Annotated in this window: 18 protein-coding genes; 5 read left to right on the forward strand and 13 right to left on the reverse strand. The window is 64.0% G+C overall.

Annotated elements, in window-relative coordinates; all coding sequences use genetic code 11:
• Positions 1 to 73: 73 nt before the first annotated feature.
• On the reverse strand, positions 74 to 1,510 hold the full coding sequence (locus tag IRI77_RS03715; protein WP_194450739.1) for an HD-GYP domain-containing protein: 1,437 nt from the start codon (positions 1,508 to 1,510) through the stop codon (positions 74 to 76).
• 96 nt (positions 1,511 to 1,606) lie between these two features.
• Complete coding sequence (locus IRI77_RS03720; RefSeq protein WP_194450740.1) at positions 1,607 to 2,704, reverse strand: tetratricopeptide repeat protein; 1,098 nt, start codon at positions 2,702 to 2,704, stop codon at positions 1,607 to 1,609.
• A 379-nt stretch (positions 2,705 to 3,083) separates the two neighbouring features.
• Between IRI77_RS03720 and IRI77_RS03725 the strand changes: the two genes are divergently transcribed.
• Positions 3,084 to 3,872 carry an NUDIX hydrolase gene (locus IRI77_RS03725; protein ID WP_194450741.1) on the forward strand — a complete coding sequence of 263 codons (789 nt, stop codon included), beginning with the start codon at positions 3,084 to 3,086 and terminating at the stop codon, positions 3,870 to 3,872.
• On the opposite strand, the gene IRI77_RS03730 is transcribed toward IRI77_RS03725, so the two are convergent.
• Entirely contained in the window at positions 3,862 to 4,311 is a 450-nt protein-coding gene (locus IRI77_RS03730) for a DUF4760 domain-containing protein (RefSeq protein WP_194450742.1), read from the reverse strand. The genes IRI77_RS03725 and IRI77_RS03730 overlap by 11 nt on opposite strands.
• Before the next feature lie 39 nt (positions 4,312 to 4,350).
• Here IRI77_RS03730 and acs point away from each other — a divergent pair, with 39 nt between their 5' ends.
• Positions 4,351 to 6,279, forward strand: a complete 1,929-nt coding sequence (acs, locus tag IRI77_RS03735; RefSeq protein WP_194450743.1) for an acetate--CoA ligase — start codon at positions 4,351 to 4,353, stop codon at positions 6,277 to 6,279.
• 42 nt (positions 6,280 to 6,321) lie between these two features.
• On the opposite strand, the gene IRI77_RS03740 is transcribed toward acs, so the two are convergent.
• Together IRI77_RS03740 and IRI77_RS03745 are read right to left on the reverse strand one after the other, a co-directional pair.
• Positions 6,322 to 7,134 (reverse strand): mechanosensitive ion channel family protein, encoded by an 813-nt coding sequence (locus tag IRI77_RS03740; RefSeq protein ID WP_194450744.1) that lies wholly within the window; start codon positions 7,132 to 7,134, stop codon positions 6,322 to 6,324.
• A 10-nt stretch (positions 7,135 to 7,144) separates the two neighbouring features.
• Positions 7,145 to 9,919: an ATP-binding protein gene (locus IRI77_RS03745; RefSeq protein ID WP_194450745.1), complete on the reverse strand. Its 2,775-nt coding sequence runs from the start codon at positions 9,917 to 9,919 to the stop codon at positions 7,145 to 7,147.
• A gap of 222 nt (positions 9,920 to 10,141) precedes the next feature.
• Here IRI77_RS03745 and IRI77_RS03750 point away from each other — a divergent pair, with 222 nt between their 5' ends.
• The gene (locus IRI77_RS03750) at positions 10,142 to 10,537 is read left to right on the forward strand and encodes a hypothetical protein (RefSeq protein ID WP_194450746.1); all 396 of its coding nucleotides are present in this window, start codon (positions 10,142 to 10,144) and stop codon (positions 10,535 to 10,537) included.
• A gap of 118 nt (positions 10,538 to 10,655) precedes the next feature.
• On the forward strand, positions 10,656 to 11,057 hold the full coding sequence (locus tag IRI77_RS03755) for a hypothetical protein (RefSeq protein ID WP_194450747.1): 402 nt from the start codon (positions 10,656 to 10,658) through the stop codon (positions 11,055 to 11,057).
• A 2-nt stretch (positions 11,058 to 11,059) separates the two neighbouring features.
• Here IRI77_RS03755 and IRI77_RS03760 read toward each other — a convergent pair whose 3' ends face one another.
• Genes IRI77_RS03760 through IRI77_RS03770 form a run of 3 tightly spaced genes read right to left on the reverse strand, consistent with a single transcriptional unit; the run spans position 11,060 to position 14,994 of the window.
• Positions 11,060 to 11,782: a hypothetical protein gene (locus tag IRI77_RS03760; protein WP_194450748.1), complete on the reverse strand. Its 723-nt coding sequence runs from the start codon at positions 11,780 to 11,782 to the stop codon at positions 11,060 to 11,062.
• A complete protein-coding gene (locus tag IRI77_RS03765) occupies positions 11,779 to 13,602 on the reverse strand; it encodes a sensor histidine kinase (protein ID WP_194450749.1) in 1,824 nt (607 codons plus the stop codon). The genes IRI77_RS03760 and IRI77_RS03765 overlap by 4 nt, the downstream gene beginning before the upstream one ends.
• A 9-nt stretch (positions 13,603 to 13,611) precedes the next feature.
• Complete coding sequence (locus IRI77_RS03770; protein ID WP_194450750.1) at positions 13,612 to 14,994, reverse strand: sigma-54-dependent transcriptional regulator; 1,383 nt, start codon at positions 14,992 to 14,994, stop codon at positions 13,612 to 13,614.
• A 26-nt stretch (positions 14,995 to 15,020) separates the two neighbouring features.
• Here IRI77_RS03770 and IRI77_RS03775 point away from each other — a divergent pair, with 26 nt between their 5' ends.
• Complete coding sequence (locus IRI77_RS03775; protein WP_194450751.1) at positions 15,021 to 15,380, forward strand: hypothetical protein; 360 nt, start codon at positions 15,021 to 15,023, stop codon at positions 15,378 to 15,380.
• Here the strand turns inward: IRI77_RS03775 and IRI77_RS03780 are convergent, their stop codons facing one another.
• The 5 genes from IRI77_RS03780 to IRI77_RS03800 are packed head-to-tail and all read right to left on the reverse strand — an operon-like array spanning position 15,381 to position 20,166.
• Complete coding sequence (locus IRI77_RS03780) at positions 15,381 to 15,710, reverse strand: hypothetical protein (RefSeq protein ID WP_194450752.1); 330 nt, start codon at positions 15,708 to 15,710, stop codon at positions 15,381 to 15,383.
• Between the two features lie 51 nt (positions 15,711 to 15,761).
• Positions 15,762 to 17,252: an ATP-binding protein gene (locus IRI77_RS03785; RefSeq protein WP_194450753.1), complete on the reverse strand. Its 1,491-nt coding sequence runs from the start codon at positions 17,250 to 17,252 to the stop codon at positions 15,762 to 15,764.
• A gap of 31 nt (positions 17,253 to 17,283) precedes the next feature.
• Positions 17,284 to 17,991 (reverse strand): heavy metal response regulator transcription factor, encoded by a 708-nt coding sequence (locus tag IRI77_RS03790; RefSeq protein WP_194450754.1) that lies wholly within the window; start codon positions 17,989 to 17,991, stop codon positions 17,284 to 17,286.
• Between the two features lie 46 nt (positions 17,992 to 18,037).
• A complete protein-coding gene (locus IRI77_RS03795; RefSeq protein ID WP_194450755.1) occupies positions 18,038 to 19,585 on the reverse strand; it encodes a UxaA family hydrolase in 1,548 nt (515 codons plus the stop codon).
• A 32-nt stretch (positions 19,586 to 19,617) separates the two neighbouring features.
• Positions 19,618 to 20,166 carry a hypothetical protein gene (locus IRI77_RS03800; protein ID WP_194450756.1) on the reverse strand — a complete coding sequence of 183 codons (549 nt, stop codon included), beginning with the start codon at positions 20,164 to 20,166 and terminating at the stop codon, positions 19,618 to 19,620.
• Positions 20,167 to 20,191 lie beyond the last annotated feature (25 nt).

The following is a 20,191-nucleotide window of genomic DNA, read 5'->3' on the forward strand; positions in this document are numbered from 1 at the left end:
AAGGCCATTGCGCCAGAGTACGCCTCTGCAACCACAATACACTAACGCTTGCTGGGCGCGTACGGCGCGCCTGTCAGGCGACACCGCGATGGCTCGCGCGGTGCGTGGTGATGGCTCGCTGCAACAGGGCCAGGCCTTCCGACGCCGGAGCGGGCCGGGCCTGCCTCTGGCTCTCCACCAGAGCTTCCACACAGTCGCTGTCCAGCGCGTGCGGGGCATCCCTTCGAATGATGGAGAATACTTCATCCAGTGGGATCGCTTCCCGGTACGGCCGCTTTGCCGACAGCGCGTCGAAAACATCCGCCACCGCCAGCATCCGGGCCGGGATCGAGAGCTGATCCGCCTTAACGCCGCGGAAGTACCCGGTGCCGTCCAGCCGTTCATGGTGCGCTCCGGCCACAATCGCGATCTGCTCAAAGCCCTGAATCCGCTTCAGAATGGCTTCGGAATGGAAGGGATGCCGCTTCACCACGGCCCACTCGTCGGCCGTGAGCGCGACCGGTTTCTCCAGGATCGAGTTCGGCACGCTGAGCTTGCCCAGGTCGTGCAGCAGTGCCGCCCGCCGCAGCAGCGTGATTGTCGATCGATCCGCGTTCATGTGCTCCGCGATGCCGACCGCGGCTTCCGTCACCCGCCGTGAATGTTCACTTGTATAGGGCGATTTTGCGTCCACCACGTCCGCGAACGCGTCGCAGATGACATCCACTCGATCTCGGCTGGCGGCAACGCTGCCTTCGGCCGGTGACAGGCGCGCCACCGTCTGCGCCGCATAGGCAAGTTCGTTGTCCAGCGAGCTCTGCTGGGCCACGGCGTGCGCGGCCTTTACCAGTTCCGGATCGAACCAGCGTCCGCTGCGCGTCCGCGCCACTCGCAACGCCGCAGGCATGCCCGATTGCCGGTGGAACACCTCCAGGGTTTGCGCCAGGCTCAGGATGCGGGCGGCCATTGGAATCTGATCGCCGCGCAGCCCCAGCGGATAGCCGCCTCCGTCCCAATGCTCGTCCAGGCTGCGGATCGCTTCCGCGGTTCGTTCCGGGAACCCCATCTTCCGGGCAATGGAGGCCCCGCGTTCGCAGCGGATCTCCACCACTTCCTTCTGTTGGCGATGCCGCTGCCAGGCCACCTGCGAAAGCGCCAGCAGCCGTTCCCAGGCCGGACGCCCCACCCGCACATGCCGCAGTGAGTACACCAGCGACGACCAGTTCACACTGCTCCAATCGATCAACTTGACGTCGTGCTTGGCGCGCAACTCGTCGCTGCCTAGAATCTGGTACATGCGGGCCGCATTGCTGCTGCAGCCGGAGTCCTTCAGAAGCAACGCATAGTACAGGTCGGACTGCTCAGCTTCCGGCAAACCGATGGCTTGCGCCAACCGGATACCCAGTACACAGGTGCGTTGCGCGTGACCGAGCGGCTGGCCTTCCGTCAGGTCCAACGCGTAAGACAGGGCGGAAACCAGGTCGGATAGCCGTACTGAGCGGCTGCGGCGCTGCTGGACGGACGTGGGCACTGTAGTTACTCCTCGGGGCCATTGTGAACCCGCTGGAGAGAATCACGCATAGGCGAAAAGCCTTATCGGGTCATAAGGATTCGCCGAACTATAGGCCTATCGTGTACTGAGAAACACCGGGCGGAGTTCTAGGTGAGATTCCGCCATCGCGACCGCCCGGCGGTAGAAATCCTCCCGTTCCGGCGGAGCGTGTTTCACTTGACGGAGTTGTTCCAGTGCTTCCGGCCAACGCTGCTCGTTCACATAGTGCGAGCTCAACACCAGCCGCGCATCGTCGTTCTCGGGGGTCACCTGGAGGAGCCTTTCCAGCACCGGTACAGCCTCCGCCTGGCCCTGCCGCAGGACGGCCAGGCGCTGCAGCATCCGGCTGTCGAGTGAGCCAAGATCCATTGCCTTTACATAAGCATGGAGGGCATCCTCCACCGGCGAGTCGAGCATGGCCAGGTCGCCCATGAGCACCCAGTACTCAGCCTCGTCCTGAATCAGTTCAGCCAGGGGCTCCAGCCGTGCCCGAGCACCGCTCACATCGCCGCTGCGCTCCAGCAACCGCGCCAGGGCGATCTGCACGATTCTGTCCGGTGCGGGCGCCACCGTGCACTTGACCGGAATGGGGGCAGTACCCTCATTTGGAGATACAGTTTTGAGGCGTTCAATATGGCCGGCCAGATCAGCCTGCAACTGGTTCACGGTCCGGCCCGAAGCGGCGAGAAGCGCTGCCATCTGGGGCTCTGGGCTGGTGAGAAAGGCCCGGAAATGGTCCCGGTAAGGCGGTTCGGTGAGCAGGAGATTGGTGAGGGCCCAACTGGCCGCATAGAAAGTCAGGGCCTGTGACTGGTCCTGCAGAGCGCTATGAACGGATTTCAGCGCCTGAATATCCGGAAATCCCTGTCGTTTCAACAGATTCCGGCGATATCGGACTCGAGCCGCATCCACGCCCGCAAACTGCTCGGCCAGCCCTTCGGCCAGCCACAGCGGCAGGTTCCAGCCGTTTTCGTGAACCAGCGCATGGATGTACTCATGTCGCAGAGCAGGCAGGGTTTCCTTCGCCAGGCGGCCCAGGACAATCGTTCCTTGTCCCGAACCGCCGACGAAGTACGCGGGAGAGTAGGAGTTCAGTCTGAAAACCTGATACTCCGACTCAGAGGAGAAAGCCACGATCCGCAGACGGGCCGGTTCGGTTGCTTTTTCCGGCACTGCTGAACGGAAATAAATCCGTAGACTCTCTAACTCCATAAGGGCTTGAGCGGCGGTCTCCGCCTCTGCCGTCGTTAGCATTTCAAGGTGCGGTGAAGCCACTCGAATCCACTGTGTTTCCTTGGCGTTGGCGGGGTTGTGGAGGAGGAACAGCCCCGTCAAGCATGCGAATACAGTGGCCAAACGCTGCACTTCACCGTCCTCTCTATATCCATCGGCTCGGCAGCGGATAGGACTAGAGAGGATTTAGCCTGAAATAGCGGGTGGGGCACGCGCCCTAGTCCACGCTCGAATGGAGGCCTATTAACGGATGGACCGGTTGTGCCAGTTCTTAGCCTGGAAGTACGGCGCGCGGTCTGTGCTGCGGTGCGCGGGAGCCGTGTTTCCAGTTACTTGCGTGCCGGCGCCGGCTCGCCAGTGGCGGCGCGTGGCTTCGGTTCTGGGCGAACTGGACCTTACGCCGCCGCCTCCGGTCGAGCTGGCGGCCCGTCTCCAGGGCCTGAGTCTCTTCAATGGAGAGGTTTACGCCATGGACCGGCTGTTCGCCCGGCCGGACCTCCGGCTCGACTGCCGGCTTGGGTCCTACTTCGCGTCGATGAACACCTGCGAGTCGATCGAGCTGGAACTGCTGGAGCAGTTACCCGCACTGGCCGGCCGCGCCCCCGCCGATTTCGCTCGGTTTGACCGTCGATTGGAGCGCCGGAACGCGGTGGGTCCGCTCACGCCTGCTATCGGAGTGGCGACCCTCACTGTCTGCGGGGACGAGATCCTGCTGGGCAGGCTTGCACCCAAAGCCATGCCGCACCGCGCCGGCCAGTGGCACGTGGTGCCCTCCGGGATGTTCGCGCCTCCCTACTCGATCGAGGATACGGTTTCAGTGGAGCTGCGCGAAGAACTCGGCGTGGAACTCGATCCAAGCCGCCTCTACTTTTCGGGGGTGGCGACGAACCTGCTGAACCTCCGGCCGGAGATCTGTACCTTACTGGTTCTCGACAAACCGGAGGAGTTCCTCCTCAGTGACGAGTTCCTGCCCGGGCTCACCCGGATTCCCCTCGCCACCGAGACGGAGCTGATCCAGACTCTCGGCCTTCACGCCGGCAACATCTCACCGGCCGGCGCGGCGGCTTTGTTTCTTGGGTTGCGGCTGCTGAGGAGACTCAGACCTTGAAGCGTCCGGCGAAGCTCTCGTAGACCCCTTCGCCCTGTTTACCCAGCCACTCCCTGGTGTAGCCCGCCATGGTTTCCAGGTTCCGCAACTGATGCGGAGCATTGTTCATGGCGCGGATCTGGGGCACCAGGTGCTGGATGCGCTCCCACACCAGGGCATGCTCCATCGCATTCTGGATGAACAGTTCAGGGTTGAGCACGCCGCTCACCACAAAACTGCTGGCCATCTCCCAATAGGTGGTGACCATGCGGAAGTAGGCGTTCATTTCGGAGCCGGGCGGGCAAAGCCGCTGCCAGTCCTCCAGCGTCTTGTACTTGCATTCCGAGACGAACCAGGCACGCGCCTTCCGTAACTTCTCCTCGCGCCGCTCTTCGTACAATCGCAGCAACAAGTTGGCGTCCTCATAGGTCGCTTGCCGGTTCCATTCAATTTTGGCCATGAACGAGATTCTACAGGCTTTGCTACACTCCAGAAAAACATGTCTGGGAACGAAGTCTATTCTCCAAGTACAGAGTTCTCCTCCCAAGCCCACGTGGGCTCGATGGAGGCCTACCAAGAGTTATACCGGCGTGCGGAGGCGGACCCTGAGGGGTTCTGGGCACAGCAGGCCGAGAGCGAGGTCCATTGGTTTGAGAAATGGAGCCACGTTTACGAATGGCACCCGCCCTTCGTGAAATGGTTCGTAGGCGCCAAGACCAACGCCGCCTACAACTGCCTGGACCGGCATCTGGAGACCCGCGGCGACAAGCCCGCCATCATTTTTGAGGGCGAGCCGGGCGACCAGAAGACGCTGACCTATCGCGAGCTGCATGCCGCCGTGGGCCAGTTCTCCAACGTGCTGAAGTCGCGCGGCTTCCAGGCCGGCGATCGCGCCATCGTCTACATGCCCATGATTCCCGAGGCCATCGTCGCGATGCTGGCCTGCGCACGGCTGGGCATCATCCACTCCGTGGTCTTCGGCGGATTCTCGGCCGAGGCGCTGAAGGCCCGCATCCTGGATCTCGACGCCTCGCTGGTGCTGACCGCCGATGGCGGCTGGCGGCGCGGCAAGGAAGTGAAGCTGAAGGGCGCCGTCGACGAGGCCGTGAAAGACTGTCCCGGCATCAAGGACGTGCTCGTCTACCGGCGCACCGGCGGCGAATGTCCCATGAACGAAGGCCGCGACCACTGGTGGCACGACCTGCTGCCGGGCGTCAGCCCCGACTGTCCGGCCGAAGAGCTGGACTCCGAGCATCCGCTCTTCGTCCTCTACACCTCCGGCACCACCGGCAAGCCCAAGGGGATCCTGCACACCACCGGCGGTTACCTCACTTACGTCGCCAGCACGATGAAGTGGGTCTTCGACCTCAAGGAAAACGACATCTACTGGTGTACCGCCGACATCGGCTGGGTCACCGGCCACTCCTACATCGTGTACGGCCCGCTGGCCTGCGGCGCGACCTGTCTCGTCTACGAGGGGGCACCCGACTTCCCGGCCTGGGATCGCTGGTGGGACATCGTCGAGCGCCACAAGGCGACGATTCTCTACACCTCGCCGACCGCGATCCGCGCTCTGATCAAGCAGGGCGACGAGTATCCGAACAAGCACGACCTGTCCTCGCTGCGCCTGCTGGGCAGCGTAGGCGAGCCCATCAACCCGGCCGCTTGGGACTGGTACTACCGCGTGATCGGCAAGAGCCGGTCTCCCATAGTGGATACGTGGTGGCAGACCGAGACCGGCGGCATCCTGATCGCACCCATGCCGGGCGCGGTGCCGCTGAAGCCGGGTTCCGGCACGCTGCCGATGCCTGGTGTCCTGACGGATGTAGTCGACTTTTATGGCGAAAAGGTGGCTCCGGGGGCCGAAGGCTTCCTGATCATCCGCAGGCCGTGGCCGTCGATGATCCGCACCATCTGGGGCGATCCGGAACGGTTTGAGCAACAGTACTTCAGCCGCATGCCGGGCATCTACTTCACGGGCGATGCGGCGCGGCGCGATGAGGACGGCTACTTCTGGGTGTTGGGCCGCGTCGACGACGTCATGAACGTCAGCGGACACCGGCTGTCGACCATGGAAGTGGAATCGGCGCTGGTGCGGCATCCAGCGGTGGCCGAGGCGGCCGTTGTCGGCAAGCCCCATGAGATCACGGGACAGGCGGTGTGCTGTTTTGTCTCGCTGAAGCAGGGGAATTGGGACCACGGCGTGCTCGGCAAGGAGCTGCGGCAGTGGGTGGCCCACGAGATCGGCGCCTTCGCGCGGCCGGAGGAGATCCGGTTCGCTGAATCACTGCCGAAGACCCGCAGCGGCAAGATCATGCGGCGCCTGCTGCGTGAGATTGTGACCTCCAACACGGTGACCGGCGATGTGACGACCCTGGAAGATCTGGGTGTCGTGACGCGCTTGTCGGCCCAGCACGACGAGGACTGAGGCTTTCCACTTGGGTGCGGCCTCCTGTCCGGGGGCCGCGCCTCAGTGGCCCGGCACCCAGCGCTGCAGCACGCCGAGACGCAGCAGTTCCCGGCTGGCCCGGGCCGTGATGTCGCTTTGGATCCGCGGCTCGTAGCGGTGATCGTGCACATAGCACTTAATGCGCAGCCGCAGGTACGGCCCCTGGTCGAACCCCTGTTGGGTCAGCACCACCACCGGTTTGCGCGCCAGCAGGAAGGGCGAGCAGAACGCGGCTTCCCGTCCGACATGCGCGGCCACATCCGGATCGGAATCCGGCGGCAGAAAGAGATCCGTCACCACCTGGCAGTCCGGCACGCCTGAGTTCGAGTTATAGACCTGCTCGCTGAGGATCATCGCGTTTGGGATGGTCACCCGCGTATCGTCGGGCGTGGTCAACTTTGTGCTGCGCAGCCCGATGTGGTCGATCTCGCCGTACGCGTTGCCGATCTTCACGCGATCGCCCAACTGAAAAGGGCGGTCCGCCAACACCACCAGCCCGCCGATGAGATTCTTGACCAGATCCTGCGCACCCAACCCCAGGGCGATACCAATCGAAGCCACTCCGGCGAAGAACGTATCCCGCGACGGCGCCAGCAACTGGAAGCAGAGCAGGATCGCCACAAACCACAGCGTGATGCGGACGACGGGCTGCAGCCAGTTGATGAAGAACCGGGCCTGTGTGCTGCGCGCGCTGAGCGAGTCGAGCCACAGCGTCAGCCAGCGAATGGCCAGCCACGCCAGCGCCAGGACGATGATCGCCCCCGCCACGCTGCCAAAGGTCAGGACGGTGAAGAAATCAAAGCCGCCGGAGACTATCAGGAATGCTGGTTGCATGGGCATTTCCTCAGATCAGATTCATTCGGTAGAGCGCCATGTGCACGATGCGGCCGGCCTCGGGCCGGATGCGGAGCCCCGGGCACAGCGGATCGGGCTCCAGGAACTCCAGGGCGATCAGCTTCTCCAGCCGCAGGCGGCTGTCTTCGGCGGTGCATTCGAAGATGCCCGCGTGGTCTTCCACCGTGAGGCTGCCGTGCTGCACGATCGCGTGCAGCGTCTGTGAATCCTGCAGCGTCAAACTGCCCAGGAGCGGCGAGTAGTCCGGCTCCTCCGGTTGGCGCAAATACAGGACCCCGCCTTCCACGCGGTCCATGAACTTCTGCCACAACTCGAAGGCGCTGCGGAAGATGCCCTCCGACTGCCGGTAGAGCGCGTCGAAGAAGCGCGTCTCGGGATCCTGTTGCAGCCCCAGCAGCGCGCGCAGGCGGCCCATCTGCGGATCCACTTTGAGCTGCGGCGGATACTGCAGCCGCAGCCCGGAGAGGTGATGCCGCATCAGGATGGCGCTCTTCAACTCCTCCGGCGTCACGGCCATCGCATTGATGCGGTGGGAGAAGTGCTCGCCCAGGCCGACCGCGGCGTCCAGGAAGCGGTACGAGTGCTGGTTCATGCTCAGTACCCAGAGAGTCGTACGCGAGGTGAGGGAGATAATCCGCAGCAGCTCCTGGATGGCCTGAAAGCCGCCCAGGCGGCGCAGGAACGTTCGTTCCAGCTCTTCGAGGATCACGACCCGGCGTGTCGATTTCAGAGCCTGTAGAAAGTCGCCGCCCTCCGGCAGTTGAAGTAGTTCACACAGAAACGCATGGATGTCTCCGGCGCTGGTGAGCCGCCTCGAAAAGTGGCTCTGCACCACGGGGACATCGGCGAAGCGTCCGGCGACGGCGCAGTTCAGCATGCTGGTCTTGCCGCTGCCCCGGGCGCCGACGATCAGGACCGCGACACCGCGTCCCGCGTCCCACAGGCTGCGCGCCGTGGACAGTGCGCCCATCTCGGTCTCACGGCCCACCAGGAATCGCGGATCCTGCAGGGGCGCCAACCGGAACAGGCGCCGGTAGATCATCGGCAGGTCGTAGACGTCGGAGCGCAGGTTCAGCACCTCGTCGACGTACCCGCGCAGGGCCACCTGTTCCAGGGCTGCGACGGGCGGCGGCTCCCAGCCGATTTTGATGAGCGCCGTCCGGTAAGCTGAGCCCACCGCGAGATACAGCCGGCGTCCGCCCTCCGACGTGCCGTGGAAGCCAAGTTGCCGGGCAGTTTGGAAGGCTTCGGAGCCGCGGCTGCGGATCAGTTGCGTGAGCAGGCCGAGGCGACGCTGCTCCAGCGTGAAATGTGTGAGGAAGAGTGTGGCGGCCAGGCCCTCCACCAGGCGCTGCTCCACCAGCGCGCGCGGGCTTTGGGTTCGTTCCCGCTGATGGATGGCCAGTGCCAGCGCGTTGCTGACGCTTTCCTGGGCGATGGCGCCCTGGCCCTCCTCCTGCGCGGTCTCCAGGCCGAATTCCACCACCTCGCGGGTTCGTTCAATCTCGCGTACGACTGAGCGATGGACGGCTTCGGCTTCCCGGCAGCCTTCCAGCACGCGTGCATGGCCGATGCCGTCGAGAGCGGCGAGCATCACTTTGCGCGGTTGGACCTGGCGCCAGGCGCCGGCGCGCACCGGCAATGCCTTTGACGGCTGCAGGGTGTCGCATGTCTCCGGCAGGCGAGCTTCGGCGAAGCCCTCCAGGCGGCGCTGCCAGTCGCAGGCATGATCCTCGCCGGAGACAAGATTGTTCTGCGGGGCAGGGAAGTCACCTGCTCCGGCCTGGCCGAAGTTCTGGAGCCAGGCAATGACCGTCTCCAGTTCCTGCAGCAGTCCGGCCTGCTCCTGATCGAGCTGAAGCAGGATCGAGCGGCCGCACGAGACGCCTTCCAGCGCGGCTTGCCCTAGCTCGTACTCGACCTCAATCGTAGCGTTCACACTACGGCGCTGGCGGGCCCAGTAGCGGAAAAGGTTCTGCCGGCCGTCGAGCAGATCCTGGTGATGCTCTGGAGAGAACGGCTGGTTGTACCGCAGCAGGAACTGGGCCACCCGTTCGCTGGAGGCGGCGGCCCAGGCGGCGTGATTCTGCAGCGCATCCTCGCCCTGGTGATGCAGGACGACCAGGGCGTCCATCCAACGCTGGCGGGCTTCTTCAAACGAGCCGCCGTTGTGCCCGGCCAGGACGCCGAGCGCCTCGCGGCGGACGTGCTGCCAGGGTTCGATCAGCAGAAGCACCGCTTTGGCAAGAACGACAAAGACCGCTCCGTCGAGGCGTGCGCGCAGATTCGATTCCTGCTGGAAGAAGCAGCCCAGCAGTTCCCGGAGAGGCAGAACCTCGGGGTGGTGGCGCATGCGCGCCGACAGGGCCAGCAACGGGCTGCCGGCCAGCGGCGTGAGGGCGCCCAGCCAGGCCTCCTTGGGAACTTCGACCTCGACGGGCAGCCGGCTGAGAAGGTCTTCGGCGGCGGACTCATAGTCCTCGAGACCCGAGAGTGCCCGCTCCTGCGGCTTCACCCGGCGCAACCCGGCCACGACATCGAAAAGCAGCGGTTTGCCCGAGACCTCCATCAGCCTTTCGATGGCCGCAAGTTCAACGCCTGGTTCGGTTTTGCCGGGGTGGGTGCGGAACAGGTCGGCCTGGGCCGCCAGCAGGACTTGAGTATCGCGCCAGGCTGCCTCGAACGCGGAGATAAGCTTCTGAACCCGGGCCTGCTGCTCAGTCAGAAACAAATCGAGTACCGCCTCGATCTCCGTGCTCCTCATAGTGAATCAGAATACAGCATCGATACCTTCGCCATCCGCCGCCTGCCTCGATGCCTGTGGGCGGTTTACCTTTGGCGCTTCGCCTGCAATGGAAGTAACAACCGATGACGGCTTTGTTTCCCCATGCGGCCTGGACCGGCCTCACTGGAGGGAATCCCATTCACCGCAGTTCCTGCGACAGTCCGGCGTGGGGCCGGTGCATCCAGCGGAGGTGATTCGAGTATGAAACGGCAGCTCCTGGTCTTCCTGTTTGTCCTATCCACCAGCGCCTCGGCGGAACCCTGGAGGCCCCCGGCGGCGGACGCGGCGAATCTCGGCCAGACGGCCCTTTCAGAGGCCGAGAGTGAGCGTTATGAGGTGCTTACAGGCCGCGTGATTCGTTCCGCCAACGAGCGGATGGAACTGGCCGACGGCTTCCGCTACGTCCTGGATAGCGAGGTCACTGAGCCTGCCGAAGTCATTGAGTGGATGCGCCTGCAGAGCCGGAGTTGTCCGTTTGTCAGCTACAGCCTGCACTTCACTGCCGGCGGCGACCTGTTGCTGGACCTGCGTGGTCCGGATGGAGTTAAAGAACTGCTGCAGCTGGAGTTGCCGCCGCTGGCCGCGCGGTTTATCTAGACGGCGGCTCACTTCGGGAATGGACGGCGCAGTTCCAATTCCGGACAGTCTTTGCACTTGACCGAATAATCCGGGAACAAGGCAAAGTCGAGCTGCGTATCAGACCCATGAGCGACCTATGAGATTCGGATCAAACCCCAACCCGTTCTCACACATGTTCAACGCCTCGTTCGGCCCTCTCCCGTGGAGATGGCAGTCGAAGGCTTGGAAGGCTGAACAGCAAGCTGCCTGGCGGGCCGAATGTGCCCAGATGAAGGCGGCCTGGCGGGCCGAGCGGGCCCAGTTGAAGCACGCCTGGCGGGCCGAAAATGCCCGCATGCGGACTCAATGGGCTACGGAATGCCGTCGGAATCCGGTTGCCCCGTTCTGGTCGCTCATCTGGACCCTCTTCTGGATCTGCTTCGCCGTCTGGATGTTCACCGGAGGCAGTGAGGCACGGCATATCCTAACGGACCTGATTCTCTCGCTGGGCACCACGCTGCGCGATTTTCTCGTCAGCCTTTTCGGGCTGATGCAGTAACCCTACTTCAACGTTTCGAGCAGCTCCCGGGCGAGTAGTGCGGCGCGGCGTGAAAACTGCGCGGCCGCTCGCACATCGGACGCGCGGGTTTCTTCCGCCTGCCGGATAAACGTCCTGACGCGGCTCTCGTTCTCACTCTGCTCCCGGCTCAGCGAACGTCCCTGCAGCGAGACGAGGGCCCGGCGTGCTTCCCCGATACTCTCATCAATGGTCTGGTTGTAGCTGCGGCGCTGCTCTTCCGTCAACACCTCGGCCAGCTTGATCTCGGGCTTCGGTGATTGCGGAGCCGGGTTGGCTGGTGCCGGATCCGGAGGCGGCTGGACGGGTGGCTGGGCTGGCGGCTGGGCCGGAGGCTGCACGGGCGCTTGTGTCTGCGGCGCGGTGGCGGCCGGTTCCACGGGCTTAGCGGGTTTCGGAGCCGCGGTGCTGCGCGTCGACTTGGCCCGGCGCCGGGCTGGGGGCGTGGGTTTGGGCGGCTCCACCTGGTCCAGCTTAGGCCGGATCACCTGCGGTTCGATCTCCGGCGCGGGCAGGGGAGTGGCCGGCAATTGCGGCTCCTCCATGGGCTTCGCCTGCGGAACCGGGCTGACCGGCGGCTCAATCTTAGGTTGAACCGGCGCTGGGGCCGGCGGCGGTTTGGGCGCCTTCTTGAACTTGGAGCAACCGGGCAGGCTGAGAGCCAGCACCGCTGCCATGATCCAGAGACGAGTTGATCGCATGGTCATTCCGGAGCTCCATTGTGGACCGGAAATCTTAACCGGAAGGTCGTACCTCTGCCTTCTCCTCCACCCACTTCAATTCCTCCGTCGTGCATTTGCATGGCTCGAAACGCCATGGCGAGTCCGATACCGGTTCCCTTTTCCTTCGTTGTGTAATAGAGCTGAAAGATTTTGTCTCTCATCTCCGGGGGGATACCGGGTCCTGTGTCTAAGATGTCGAGTATCGCTTCCCGCCCGGTGTTTCGCAAGTTGACCTGAAGATGGCCGCCCTCCGGCATGGCTTCCATGGCATTGCTGAGGATGTTCATCAGTACCTGTTTGATCAGGTCATCGTCCACCCGGACTTCGACGGGCGTATCCAGGCCGCAGGTCTCCACCCGGATGCCGGCGAGCTCCGCCTGGGGCCGGATCAGCTCCAACGACTCGGCAGCGAGGCAGCCAAGGTCGCACTCCTTAGTTCGCATCTCGAGCGGCCGCGTGAAATCGAGGAAGGTCCGGACGACGCGATCGAGCCGCGTGATCTCCTGTGCGATCACCTCGATCTCTCCATTGGCTTCGGGCACCTCGGGCAGCACCCTCGATCGCAGCAGTTCCAACCTCAAGGCGATGGAGTTCAGGGGATTCTTGATCTCGTGGGCCACCCCGCCGGTTAAGCGGTTGATGGCGGCCAGTCGGGTGGACAGGCTGAGCTGTTTCTCGACCAGTTGACGGCCTTCGGCGTCCCTGATTCGCAGCAACAGCGCCCCATCCGGCAGGAAGTCGAGATTCAGCATCAGCCGCCCGACCTGGGCATCCCGCAGGGGACGGCGGTCGACGATGGCCGAGGCGATGGCCGCGCCCACCGGCATCGAGGCGGGGAACAGTTCCTCGATCTTGCGCCGTGTGATGTCCGTGCGCTTCATGTTCAGGAGACGCTCCACGGGCTCGCCACAGACGATGAGCCGGCCGCTGGAATCGAAGAGGAAAATGGCTTCCTCCAACCGTTCCAGCAGTCGCTCCACGCTGCCGCGCAGTTGGGTGGCGCCCATTTGCGCGCCGCGGAACTGCTCCCCCAGGAAGCGCAACTTCTCCTGCACCGCGGCGAGTTCGCGCGTACTGGAAATGTTCGGGTGGTGGTCCGGCATAGTTTCGCCGCGCGTGATCTGGTCGATGGTCTGGCTGATGCCGGCCAGCGGGCGCAGCGCGATCTGGGCGGCGACCCAGGCGATCAGGATGGAAAAGACGAACAGCGGCAGCGAAGCGAGGGCGGTCCTGTAGACCTCCGGGACGATGGCGTCGCGCAGCAGGGCGCTCGAGACCAGCACCTGGATGGTGAAGACCGGTTCCTTCTGGCCGGGCACGCCCAGGTCCACCCGGTTCTCATAGTCCATCTGGCCGCGCAGCACCTGCAGGAAGCGGTCGAATGGATTCATGTCCACCAGCGACTTGAAGGGGAGCATGCCGCCGATGAGGCGTCCTTTTCGATCCGGGTTGGAGGAGGCCAGGATGCGTCCGCGCTCGCCGGACACCGAGATCTCGACGAGGGAGCGAGTCTGGGTGAGGGTAGCGCTGAGCAGGTCCGGTAGTTCCTGGTCCTCTGAGATCGCGGAGCGCCACAGGCGGATCTGGTTGTTGAGATCGCCGGGCGGCGGCTGTACGCCGCTGGCCCGCTCCTGGGCGCGCTCCATGACATAACTTTTGACGAACTGCGCCGTGGACGCCGCCCTTTCCTGCGTGTGGCCCAGCCACACCGTGACCAGCGAATTCAGCTGGATCCCGAGCATCAGTACCGACAGTGCGGCCACCATGCCGATCATCAACAGCAGTAATCGGAGGCGCAGGGACATGGGCGTATTCTACTCGGTTCCGCCGGGCGCGCCATACTCGCGCAGCTTGTTGAAGAGTGTTTTCTGGCTGATGCCCAGAATTGTGGCGGCCCGGGTCCGGTTGTTGCCGGTATGGCGAAGCGTGGCTTCAATCAGGGCGCGTTCGGCCTCGTCGATGGTCGCCCCGACGCTGAGGCGCACCTCGTCTCCGCTCACAACGGGGGCGCGGGCGGAGCTGTGGAGCCCAAAGAAATGGCTGGACTGGACGAGACCCTCGCCGGCGATGATCACCGCCCGTTCCACCACATTGCGCAGTTCACGAGCGTTCCCCGGCCATTCCTGGTTCTGGAGCAGGGTCATGGCCTGCGCATCGATGCCGCTGACACGGCACTGATGGCGGATGTTCATGTCGCGGACCATCACTTCGCACAGGGCTGGAATGTCCTCTCGCCGATCCCGCAACGGCGGCAGCGAAACTTCAAACACATTCAGCCGGAAGAAAAGATCCTCGCGGAAGCGGTTTTGCTTGACCTCGGCCAGCAGGTCGCGATTCGTGGCTGCCAGCAGGCGGACATCCACCTCCACTTCCCGGGCCGCGCCCAGGCGGCGCACTTTGCGCTCTTCCAGGACACGCAGCAGCTTGGCTTGCGTGGGCGCCGGCATTTCGCCGATCTCGTCCAGCAGCAGCGTGCCGCCATCGGCCAGTTCGAAGCAGCCGCGGCGGCGTTCCACCGCGCCGGTGAACGAGCCCTTTTCGTGGCCGAACAGCTCACTCTCGATAAGGGTTTCCGTCAGGGCGGCACAGTTGATGGCGACAAAGGGCGCCGTGCGGCGGGGACTGAGGTCGTGGATCGCGCGCGCCGCCAGTTCCTTGCCCGTGCCGCTTTCCCCGGTGATGAGCACCGTCGCGCGCGTGGGCGCCACCTGCCGGATGAGGGAGAAAATCCGCTGCATCACGTCCGAGCCGCCCACCAGGTTGCCCAGTACGCCCTGCTCGCTCAAGCGCCGTTCCAGAGCCTCGTTGTAATCGGTGAGGCGCGATTGGGCGACCGCGCGGGAGAGCAGCAGGCGTAACGCGCCGGGCTGTAACGGCTTCTCCAGAAACCAGAAGGCGCCCAGGTCATGGACGAGCGCGACGGCGGTTTCGAGGTTGCCAAAGGCGGTGAGCACGATGGCCGGAGGCGCCTGGCCCTGGTCCTTGAGGCGGCGCAGCAGTTCACTGCCGTCCATGCCGGGCATCATGAGGTCGGTGACGATGGCGCTGGCTTCAAACTCGCGCAGACGATCGAGCGCCTCGGCTCCGTTGGCGGCCGATGCGGTCTCATAGCCCCAGCCCGCGATCATCGTGGCGAGCGCTGTACGTTGATTCGACTCATCGTCGACAACGAGCACTCGATCTTTCGGAGCATCCATAAGCTCACGCTACCATGGGAGGGACCATGCGCAGACGCGACTTGTTTGCCCTACCTGTGGCAGCCCTGCTGCCAGCGCCCGCCGGATACCCGCCGGAACGCTCCGGAAGAGTGGTGCGGCTCGTGCTGAATCAGGCCGACCCGTACGCGCAACTCGAGCGTCTCTGGCACTTTGGAGCGCCGGTCCGGGTAGTGGCGCGGGCCCATCCCGCCTGGTGGCCTTCACCGGTCGAATTGCCGGACCGGTGGCAGGCGTGGGTCGAAACCCTTGATGGTTCGACGGTTGTCGTCGTATGCCGGCCGCTTGAGGCCGCACCGCCCCCGAACCTCGACATGGCCGGCCGTGTGACGAGCCTGATCGCCCAATCCCTGCGAATCGCCGGTTAGCTAACGCTGCTCCGGCCTCTGGCGCTTGAAGTAGAACGCCATGTAGTTCTGGGTCACCAGCTTGGGTTCTCCTTCTTTGCGCGGCTGATGGATGTCGTTGCGCATCACCCATGGAGTAACGCTGACCAGTTCCCAGCCCTGTGCGCCCAGGGAAGTGACCAGCGTCCAGTCCACCTGTTCATACGCGCCGGGACTGACTTCCTGGGGTTCCAGATGCCGGTACTCCCACGTGGGCGTATCCCGGGATGGCGCCACACCACGCTCGCGCTGGGCCCAGACCATAACGGCCGCAAGCGACAAAAAGGCGAAAATCCAGCGTGCGAGTTTCATCAAACGGTAGACGCGCGCGGGCAGGCGGGTCTTTATGGAAATCTGGCGCCGTCAGGAGAGCAGGCCGGCCGTCGATTCCGGCTCGGGCCCCGTGGCATCGACGGGCGCGGGCGCTGGGAAGATCACCAGGAACTGGGAGCCCTGGCCCGGTTCGCTCTTTACCTCCACCCGGCCGCCGTGCGCGCGGGCGATCCAGGCCACGAACGCCAGACCCAGGCCGAGCCCGCGGTCCGGATCCGGCGTGGTTTCCCGGACGCGATAGAACCGTTCGAACACGTGCGGCAGGTTGGCGGCGGGAATCCCCTGGCCGTTGTCGCTCACTGTCAGGTGCGCAGCCCCGTCCACCTGCTCCAGGATGACTTCCACGCGGCCGCCCGCATGTGTGTACTTGAGGGCGTTGGACAGCAGGTTGGACAGCAGGCGATCGAATTGTACGCGGTCGACCTCCGCCCAGCACGGGCCGTGGGCCACGACCTCCAGCGAGAGCCCCTTTTCATCTGAGGCGATGCGGAATTGCGAGACGAGTTCCTCTGCCAGCTTCGCGATGTCCAACTGCGTCTTCTGTAGCACGACCTGCCCGGACTCCGCCTGCTCCAGCAGCAGCAGCGACTTCACGATCTGCCCCATGCGCTCCACGTCGAGCAGGGCGGTCAGAATCGCTTCGCGGAACTGTTCCCTGGTCTCAGCGGTCAACAGCGCAACTTCCAACTGGCCTCGAATGATGGTGATGGGGGTGCGCAGTTCGTGCGAGGCGTCCAGGGAGAACTGCCGGATCTGTTGAAAATTCAGCTCCAGCCGCTCCAGCATCTGGTTGAAAGCGCCGATGAGGACATCCAATTCGTCGCCCGATCCGCGCGGTGCAATACGCAGGCTCAGGTTGCCGCCCGCCACGGCGCTGGCGGTTTCCGCCACCTGGTGCAACGGTCGCAAGGCGCGGCCGGCCATGTACCAGCCCACAAAGACGATGACCAGCAGCATTACCGGTACCGAGAGCAGGTATTGCCGCAATAGATGATCGGGGATTCGCAGCGTGTCTTCGACCGGCAGGCCAATGGCTACAAAGAACGCCCGGCCCTGGTCCCGCATGATGCCCATGCGGACCAGATAGGTCTCGCCGCGGAAATCATGCCTCACGACGGAGATGGGCTCGCGCGACTGGACGACGCTTCTGATCTGCTGGATCGACTCGCTGCCCAGGGCGGAATAGCCACTGGAGAGTTCCAGCACGTTGCCGCGCTCATCGGTGAGTAGCAGCACGCGGCGCAGGCGGTCGACGGCATAGGCCTCCTCCGCGTCCTCGGGATCGTAAGTCCACATGAGTTCGCCGCGCTGGAAGCGCAGATAGGCCTTCATGGCCCGCCACTCTTCGTCGAGCACGCGCTCACTCTGCTGGTTCAGGATGCCTGTGAGGGACTGCCGGAAGACGAAGCCCAGACCCACCAACGCCAGCGCAAACAACAGGACGTACGTTGCCGCCAGGCGCATGCGCAGCCCACGCAGCGAGCGGAGCCAAATCGTGGGCTGGCGAATCGAGTCGGACATACAGCGAGGCCGAGGGGGCGCCCGGAGCCGGTTAAGCTTCTTCGGGCTTGTCGGAGGAACTGCCCGGGGTTTCCGACAGATCGAGCATGTAGCCGATGCCGCGTACCGTGTGGATGAGCTTTACCGGAAAGCGGTCGTCGATCTTGCTGCGCAGGTGCCGGATGTAGACATCCACGATGTTCGTCAGCCCGTCGTACTCCATATCCCAGACGTGCTCCACGATCATGGTGCGGCTCAGTGGACGCCCGCGGTTGCGCATCAGGTATTCGAGGATGCTGAATTCCTTGGGCGCGAGCTCCACCGGTTCGCTGCCCCTGCTCGCTTTGCGGCGCACGCAGTCCAGCGAGAGGTCGCCAACCACGAGGCGTTCCGGAGTCGACTGGCCGCGGCGCAACAGCGCGCGCACACGAGCCAGCAACTCGACAAACGCAAACGGCTTGACGAGATAATCGTCGGCGCCCAGTTCGAGGCCCTTGACCCGGTCATCCACTCCGCCACGGGCGCTGAGGATGAGTACCGGCGGACTAACCTTCCTGTTGCGCGCCTTCTCCAGGACGGACAACCCGTCCATGTCGGGAAGCATCAGGTCCAGGATTACGAGATCGTAATCGTGCGCGTGGATCAACTCCAGCGCCGCTTCGCCGTTTTCGGCGAGATCGACAGTGTACCCCGCGCTCTCCAAGCCGCGATTCACAAAGTCAGCAATTCGCTTTTCGTCTTCGACAACCAGGATTCTCATGGTTCCTCTGGGAGAATTCATTCAGGGTAACACCGTTATTCGCCAGCTACATGACCGGACCGATGCGCCAGGGCACGAATTCCTTGTGACCGAGCAATTCGCTCTTCGTGCGCTCGCCCGACGCCGTCCTCAGCAAGGCAGTCAGGATTTCACGGCCAATGATCTCGACACTCGCGTCCCCGTCCGCGATCCTACCGGCATTGATGTCCATGTTGCCGGTCATGCGGCGGTAGGTGTAGCTATTCGTCGCGATTTTCAACACCGGAATGGTAGGAAATCCAATCGCGCTGCCGCGGCCGGTAGTAAAGGCGATGAGATTGACACCGCCGGCGGCCAGGCCCGTGAGTGACACCGGGTCATAGCCCGGCGTATTCATGAAGGCGAACCCGGGGCCCATCACACGCTCAGCATAGTCGACAACTTCATTCAGTTGTGAGGTGCCACCCTTGGCCACAGCGCCCAGGGACTTCTCCAGGATGTTGGAAAGGCCGCCTTCCTTGTTGCCGGGCGACGGATTGTCGTCGAAGCTGCCCTCGAATCTTGAAAGATAGGTCTTATACTTCGCGATCATCGCCAGCAGCTTCTCCGCCACGGCCCGATTGCGGGCACGCTTGACCAGCAGGTGTTCGGCGCCGACGATCTCGGGCGTCTCGGCCAGCACGCTGGTGGCTCCGAGTTCGGCCAGCAGGTCGGAACAAAAGCCGAGGGCGGGATTGGCCGTAATGCCGCTGAACGAGTCCGACCCGCCGCAATTCAGGCCCAGGCAGATCTTGGACGCCGGGAGCTCCACTCGCTGTTCCGTCGTCGCGCGTTCCATCATCGCGGCGATCGTCTTGCGGGCCTGCTCGACCGTCGCACGAGTGCCACCGCTCTCCTGCAAGGTCATGCCGACGATGCGCGAGGCGCGCGGTCCGCTGCCGGCGGCGACGCCCAGGTAGTGATCGATCTGGTTCACCTCACAGCCCAGTCCCAGCACGATGGCGGAAGAGACGTTGGGGTGGTCGAGAACACCCCACAGCGTACGCTGCAGTTGCTCGGTATCGGGTCCAATGGAATGCCCGCACCCTTCGCCGTGCGGGAAGGCCACGACTCCATCGACATTCGGGGGTAGCGTCTCGCCGTCAAAACTCGATGCGATCCACTCGGCGGTGTGGGCCGCGCAGTTGGAGGCCGCGACCACGGCGATGTAGTTCCTCGTCCCCGCCCGGCCGTCGTCGCGGGCATAGCCCTGAAACGTGGGCATGGACGACGGCGGCGCGGTCAATGGCCGTTCGTCCGCCGGGAACTCATAAACGCGAGTGCCTTCCAGATACCCCAGGTTGTGATTGTGGACGTGGAAACCGGGTTCGATGTCGACGCGCGCCGGTCCAATCACCTGGCCATACCGCAGCACATTCTCCCCCGCCGCGATGCGTCGCAGCGAGAGCTTGTGGCCCACGGGGACCTGTTCGCGCAACACAACCGTCACACCGCCGGCGGAGACGGCCTGCCCTTCGCCCAAAGTCAGCCGGGCGACCGCCACGTTGTCAGTCGGATGCAGGTGAATGGCGGCAGTTTCCGCCGTCGGCGGCTGTTGGATCTCAACAAGGCTCATAATGTCCCCTACGAATGTATCCTCAAATGAGATCACCGGACCAGTGCCGTTTCCATAATGCGTTCCCCCGTGTGCACGTGAAAGCCGCCTTTGACCGGATGGATGAACACTCCGCTGTGCTCCGGGGCGGGGAACTCCTCAGGCCGCCGCACCACGACGAAGCGCGAGTTTTCAGCGGCGGTGATGTAGCGCCCGACGTGAATATGCAAATGACACTGGGTACGCACGTGCCAGCTATTGTATGCGAGACCCCAGCCGTCCCCTATCTTCTCTTTTGCGGTCGCCACAGCAAACTTCCACAGAGCATCGCGTTGCGCCTTCGGCAGATCGTGGATGGGGTGCGGCCCCTCGCCGTGGACCCTGGGTAACACCAGCCAGCGATTGGGCTTGCGCGGATTGACGTCTTTCAGGACGAAGAACGGCACATCGGCCGGCTGCTTTTCGGCTTCGGCGCAGAGACTGCATTCGCGGACCTTCAGCGTCTCGGGATTCTTAGGATCGCAGGCGCATCCAGACACATCGGCGGCGGCCGGCCAGGCCCATGCACACAACAGAACAGCGAGACAGGATAGTCGAGGCATTGCGGCCATTATACTGGTGACGTGC

Origin of the sequence: Paludibaculum fermentans (assembly GCF_015277775.1) — a bacterium.
Lineage (GTDB): Bacteria > Acidobacteriota > Terriglobia > Bryobacterales > Bryobacteraceae > Paludibaculum > Paludibaculum fermentans.

Excerpts from the sequence above, each read along its gene's own strand:
- IRI77_RS03760 (WP_194450748.1), bottom strand. The coding sequence starts at position 11,782 with ATGACCATGCGATCAACTCGTCTCTGGATCATGGCAGCGGTGCTGGCT.
- IRI77_RS03785 (WP_194450753.1), bottom strand. The coding sequence starts at position 17,252 with ATGTCCGACTCGATTCGCCAGCCCACGATTTGGCTCCGCTCGCTGCGT.
- IRI77_RS03795 (WP_194450755.1), bottom strand. The coding sequence starts at position 19,585 with ATGAGCCTTGTTGAGATCCAACAGCCGCCGACGGCGGAAACTGCCGCC.
- acs (WP_194450743.1), top strand. The coding sequence starts at position 4,351 with ATGTCTGGGAACGAAGTCTATTCTCCAAGTACAGAGTTCTCCTCCCAA.
- IRI77_RS03780 (WP_194450752.1), bottom strand. The coding sequence starts at position 15,710 with ATGAAACTCGCACGCTGGATTTTCGCCTTTTTGTCGCTTGCGGCCGTT.
- IRI77_RS03790 (WP_194450754.1), bottom strand. The coding sequence starts at position 17,991 with ATGAGAATCCTGGTTGTCGAAGACGAAAAGCGAATTGCTGACTTTGTG.
- IRI77_RS03730 (WP_194450742.1), bottom strand. The coding sequence starts at position 4,311 with ATGGCCAAAATTGAATGGAACCGGCAAGCGACCTATGAGGACGCCAAC.
- IRI77_RS03765 (WP_194450749.1), bottom strand. The coding sequence starts at position 13,602 with ATGTCCCTGCGCCTCCGATTACTGCTGTTGATGATCGGCATGGTGGCC.
- IRI77_RS03750 (WP_194450746.1), top strand. The coding sequence starts at position 10,142 with ATGAAACGGCAGCTCCTGGTCTTCCTGTTTGTCCTATCCACCAGCGCC.
- IRI77_RS03770 (WP_194450750.1), bottom strand. The coding sequence starts at position 14,994 with ATGGATGCTCCGAAAGATCGAGTGCTCGTTGTCGACGATGAGTCGAAT.
- IRI77_RS03775 (WP_194450751.1), top strand. The coding sequence starts at position 15,021 with ATGCGCAGACGCGACTTGTTTGCCCTACCTGTGGCAGCCCTGCTGCCA.
- IRI77_RS03745 (WP_194450745.1), bottom strand. The coding sequence starts at position 9,919 with ATGAGGAGCACGGAGATCGAGGCGGTACTCGATTTGTTTCTGACTGAG.
- IRI77_RS03755 (WP_194450747.1), top strand. The coding sequence starts at position 10,656 with ATGAGATTCGGATCAAACCCCAACCCGTTCTCACACATGTTCAACGCC.
- IRI77_RS03800 (WP_194450756.1), bottom strand. The coding sequence starts at position 20,166 with ATGCCTCGACTATCCTGTCTCGCTGTTCTGTTGTGTGCATGGGCCTGG.
- IRI77_RS03740 (WP_194450744.1), bottom strand. The coding sequence starts at position 7,134 with ATGCAACCAGCATTCCTGATAGTCTCCGGCGGCTTTGATTTCTTCACC.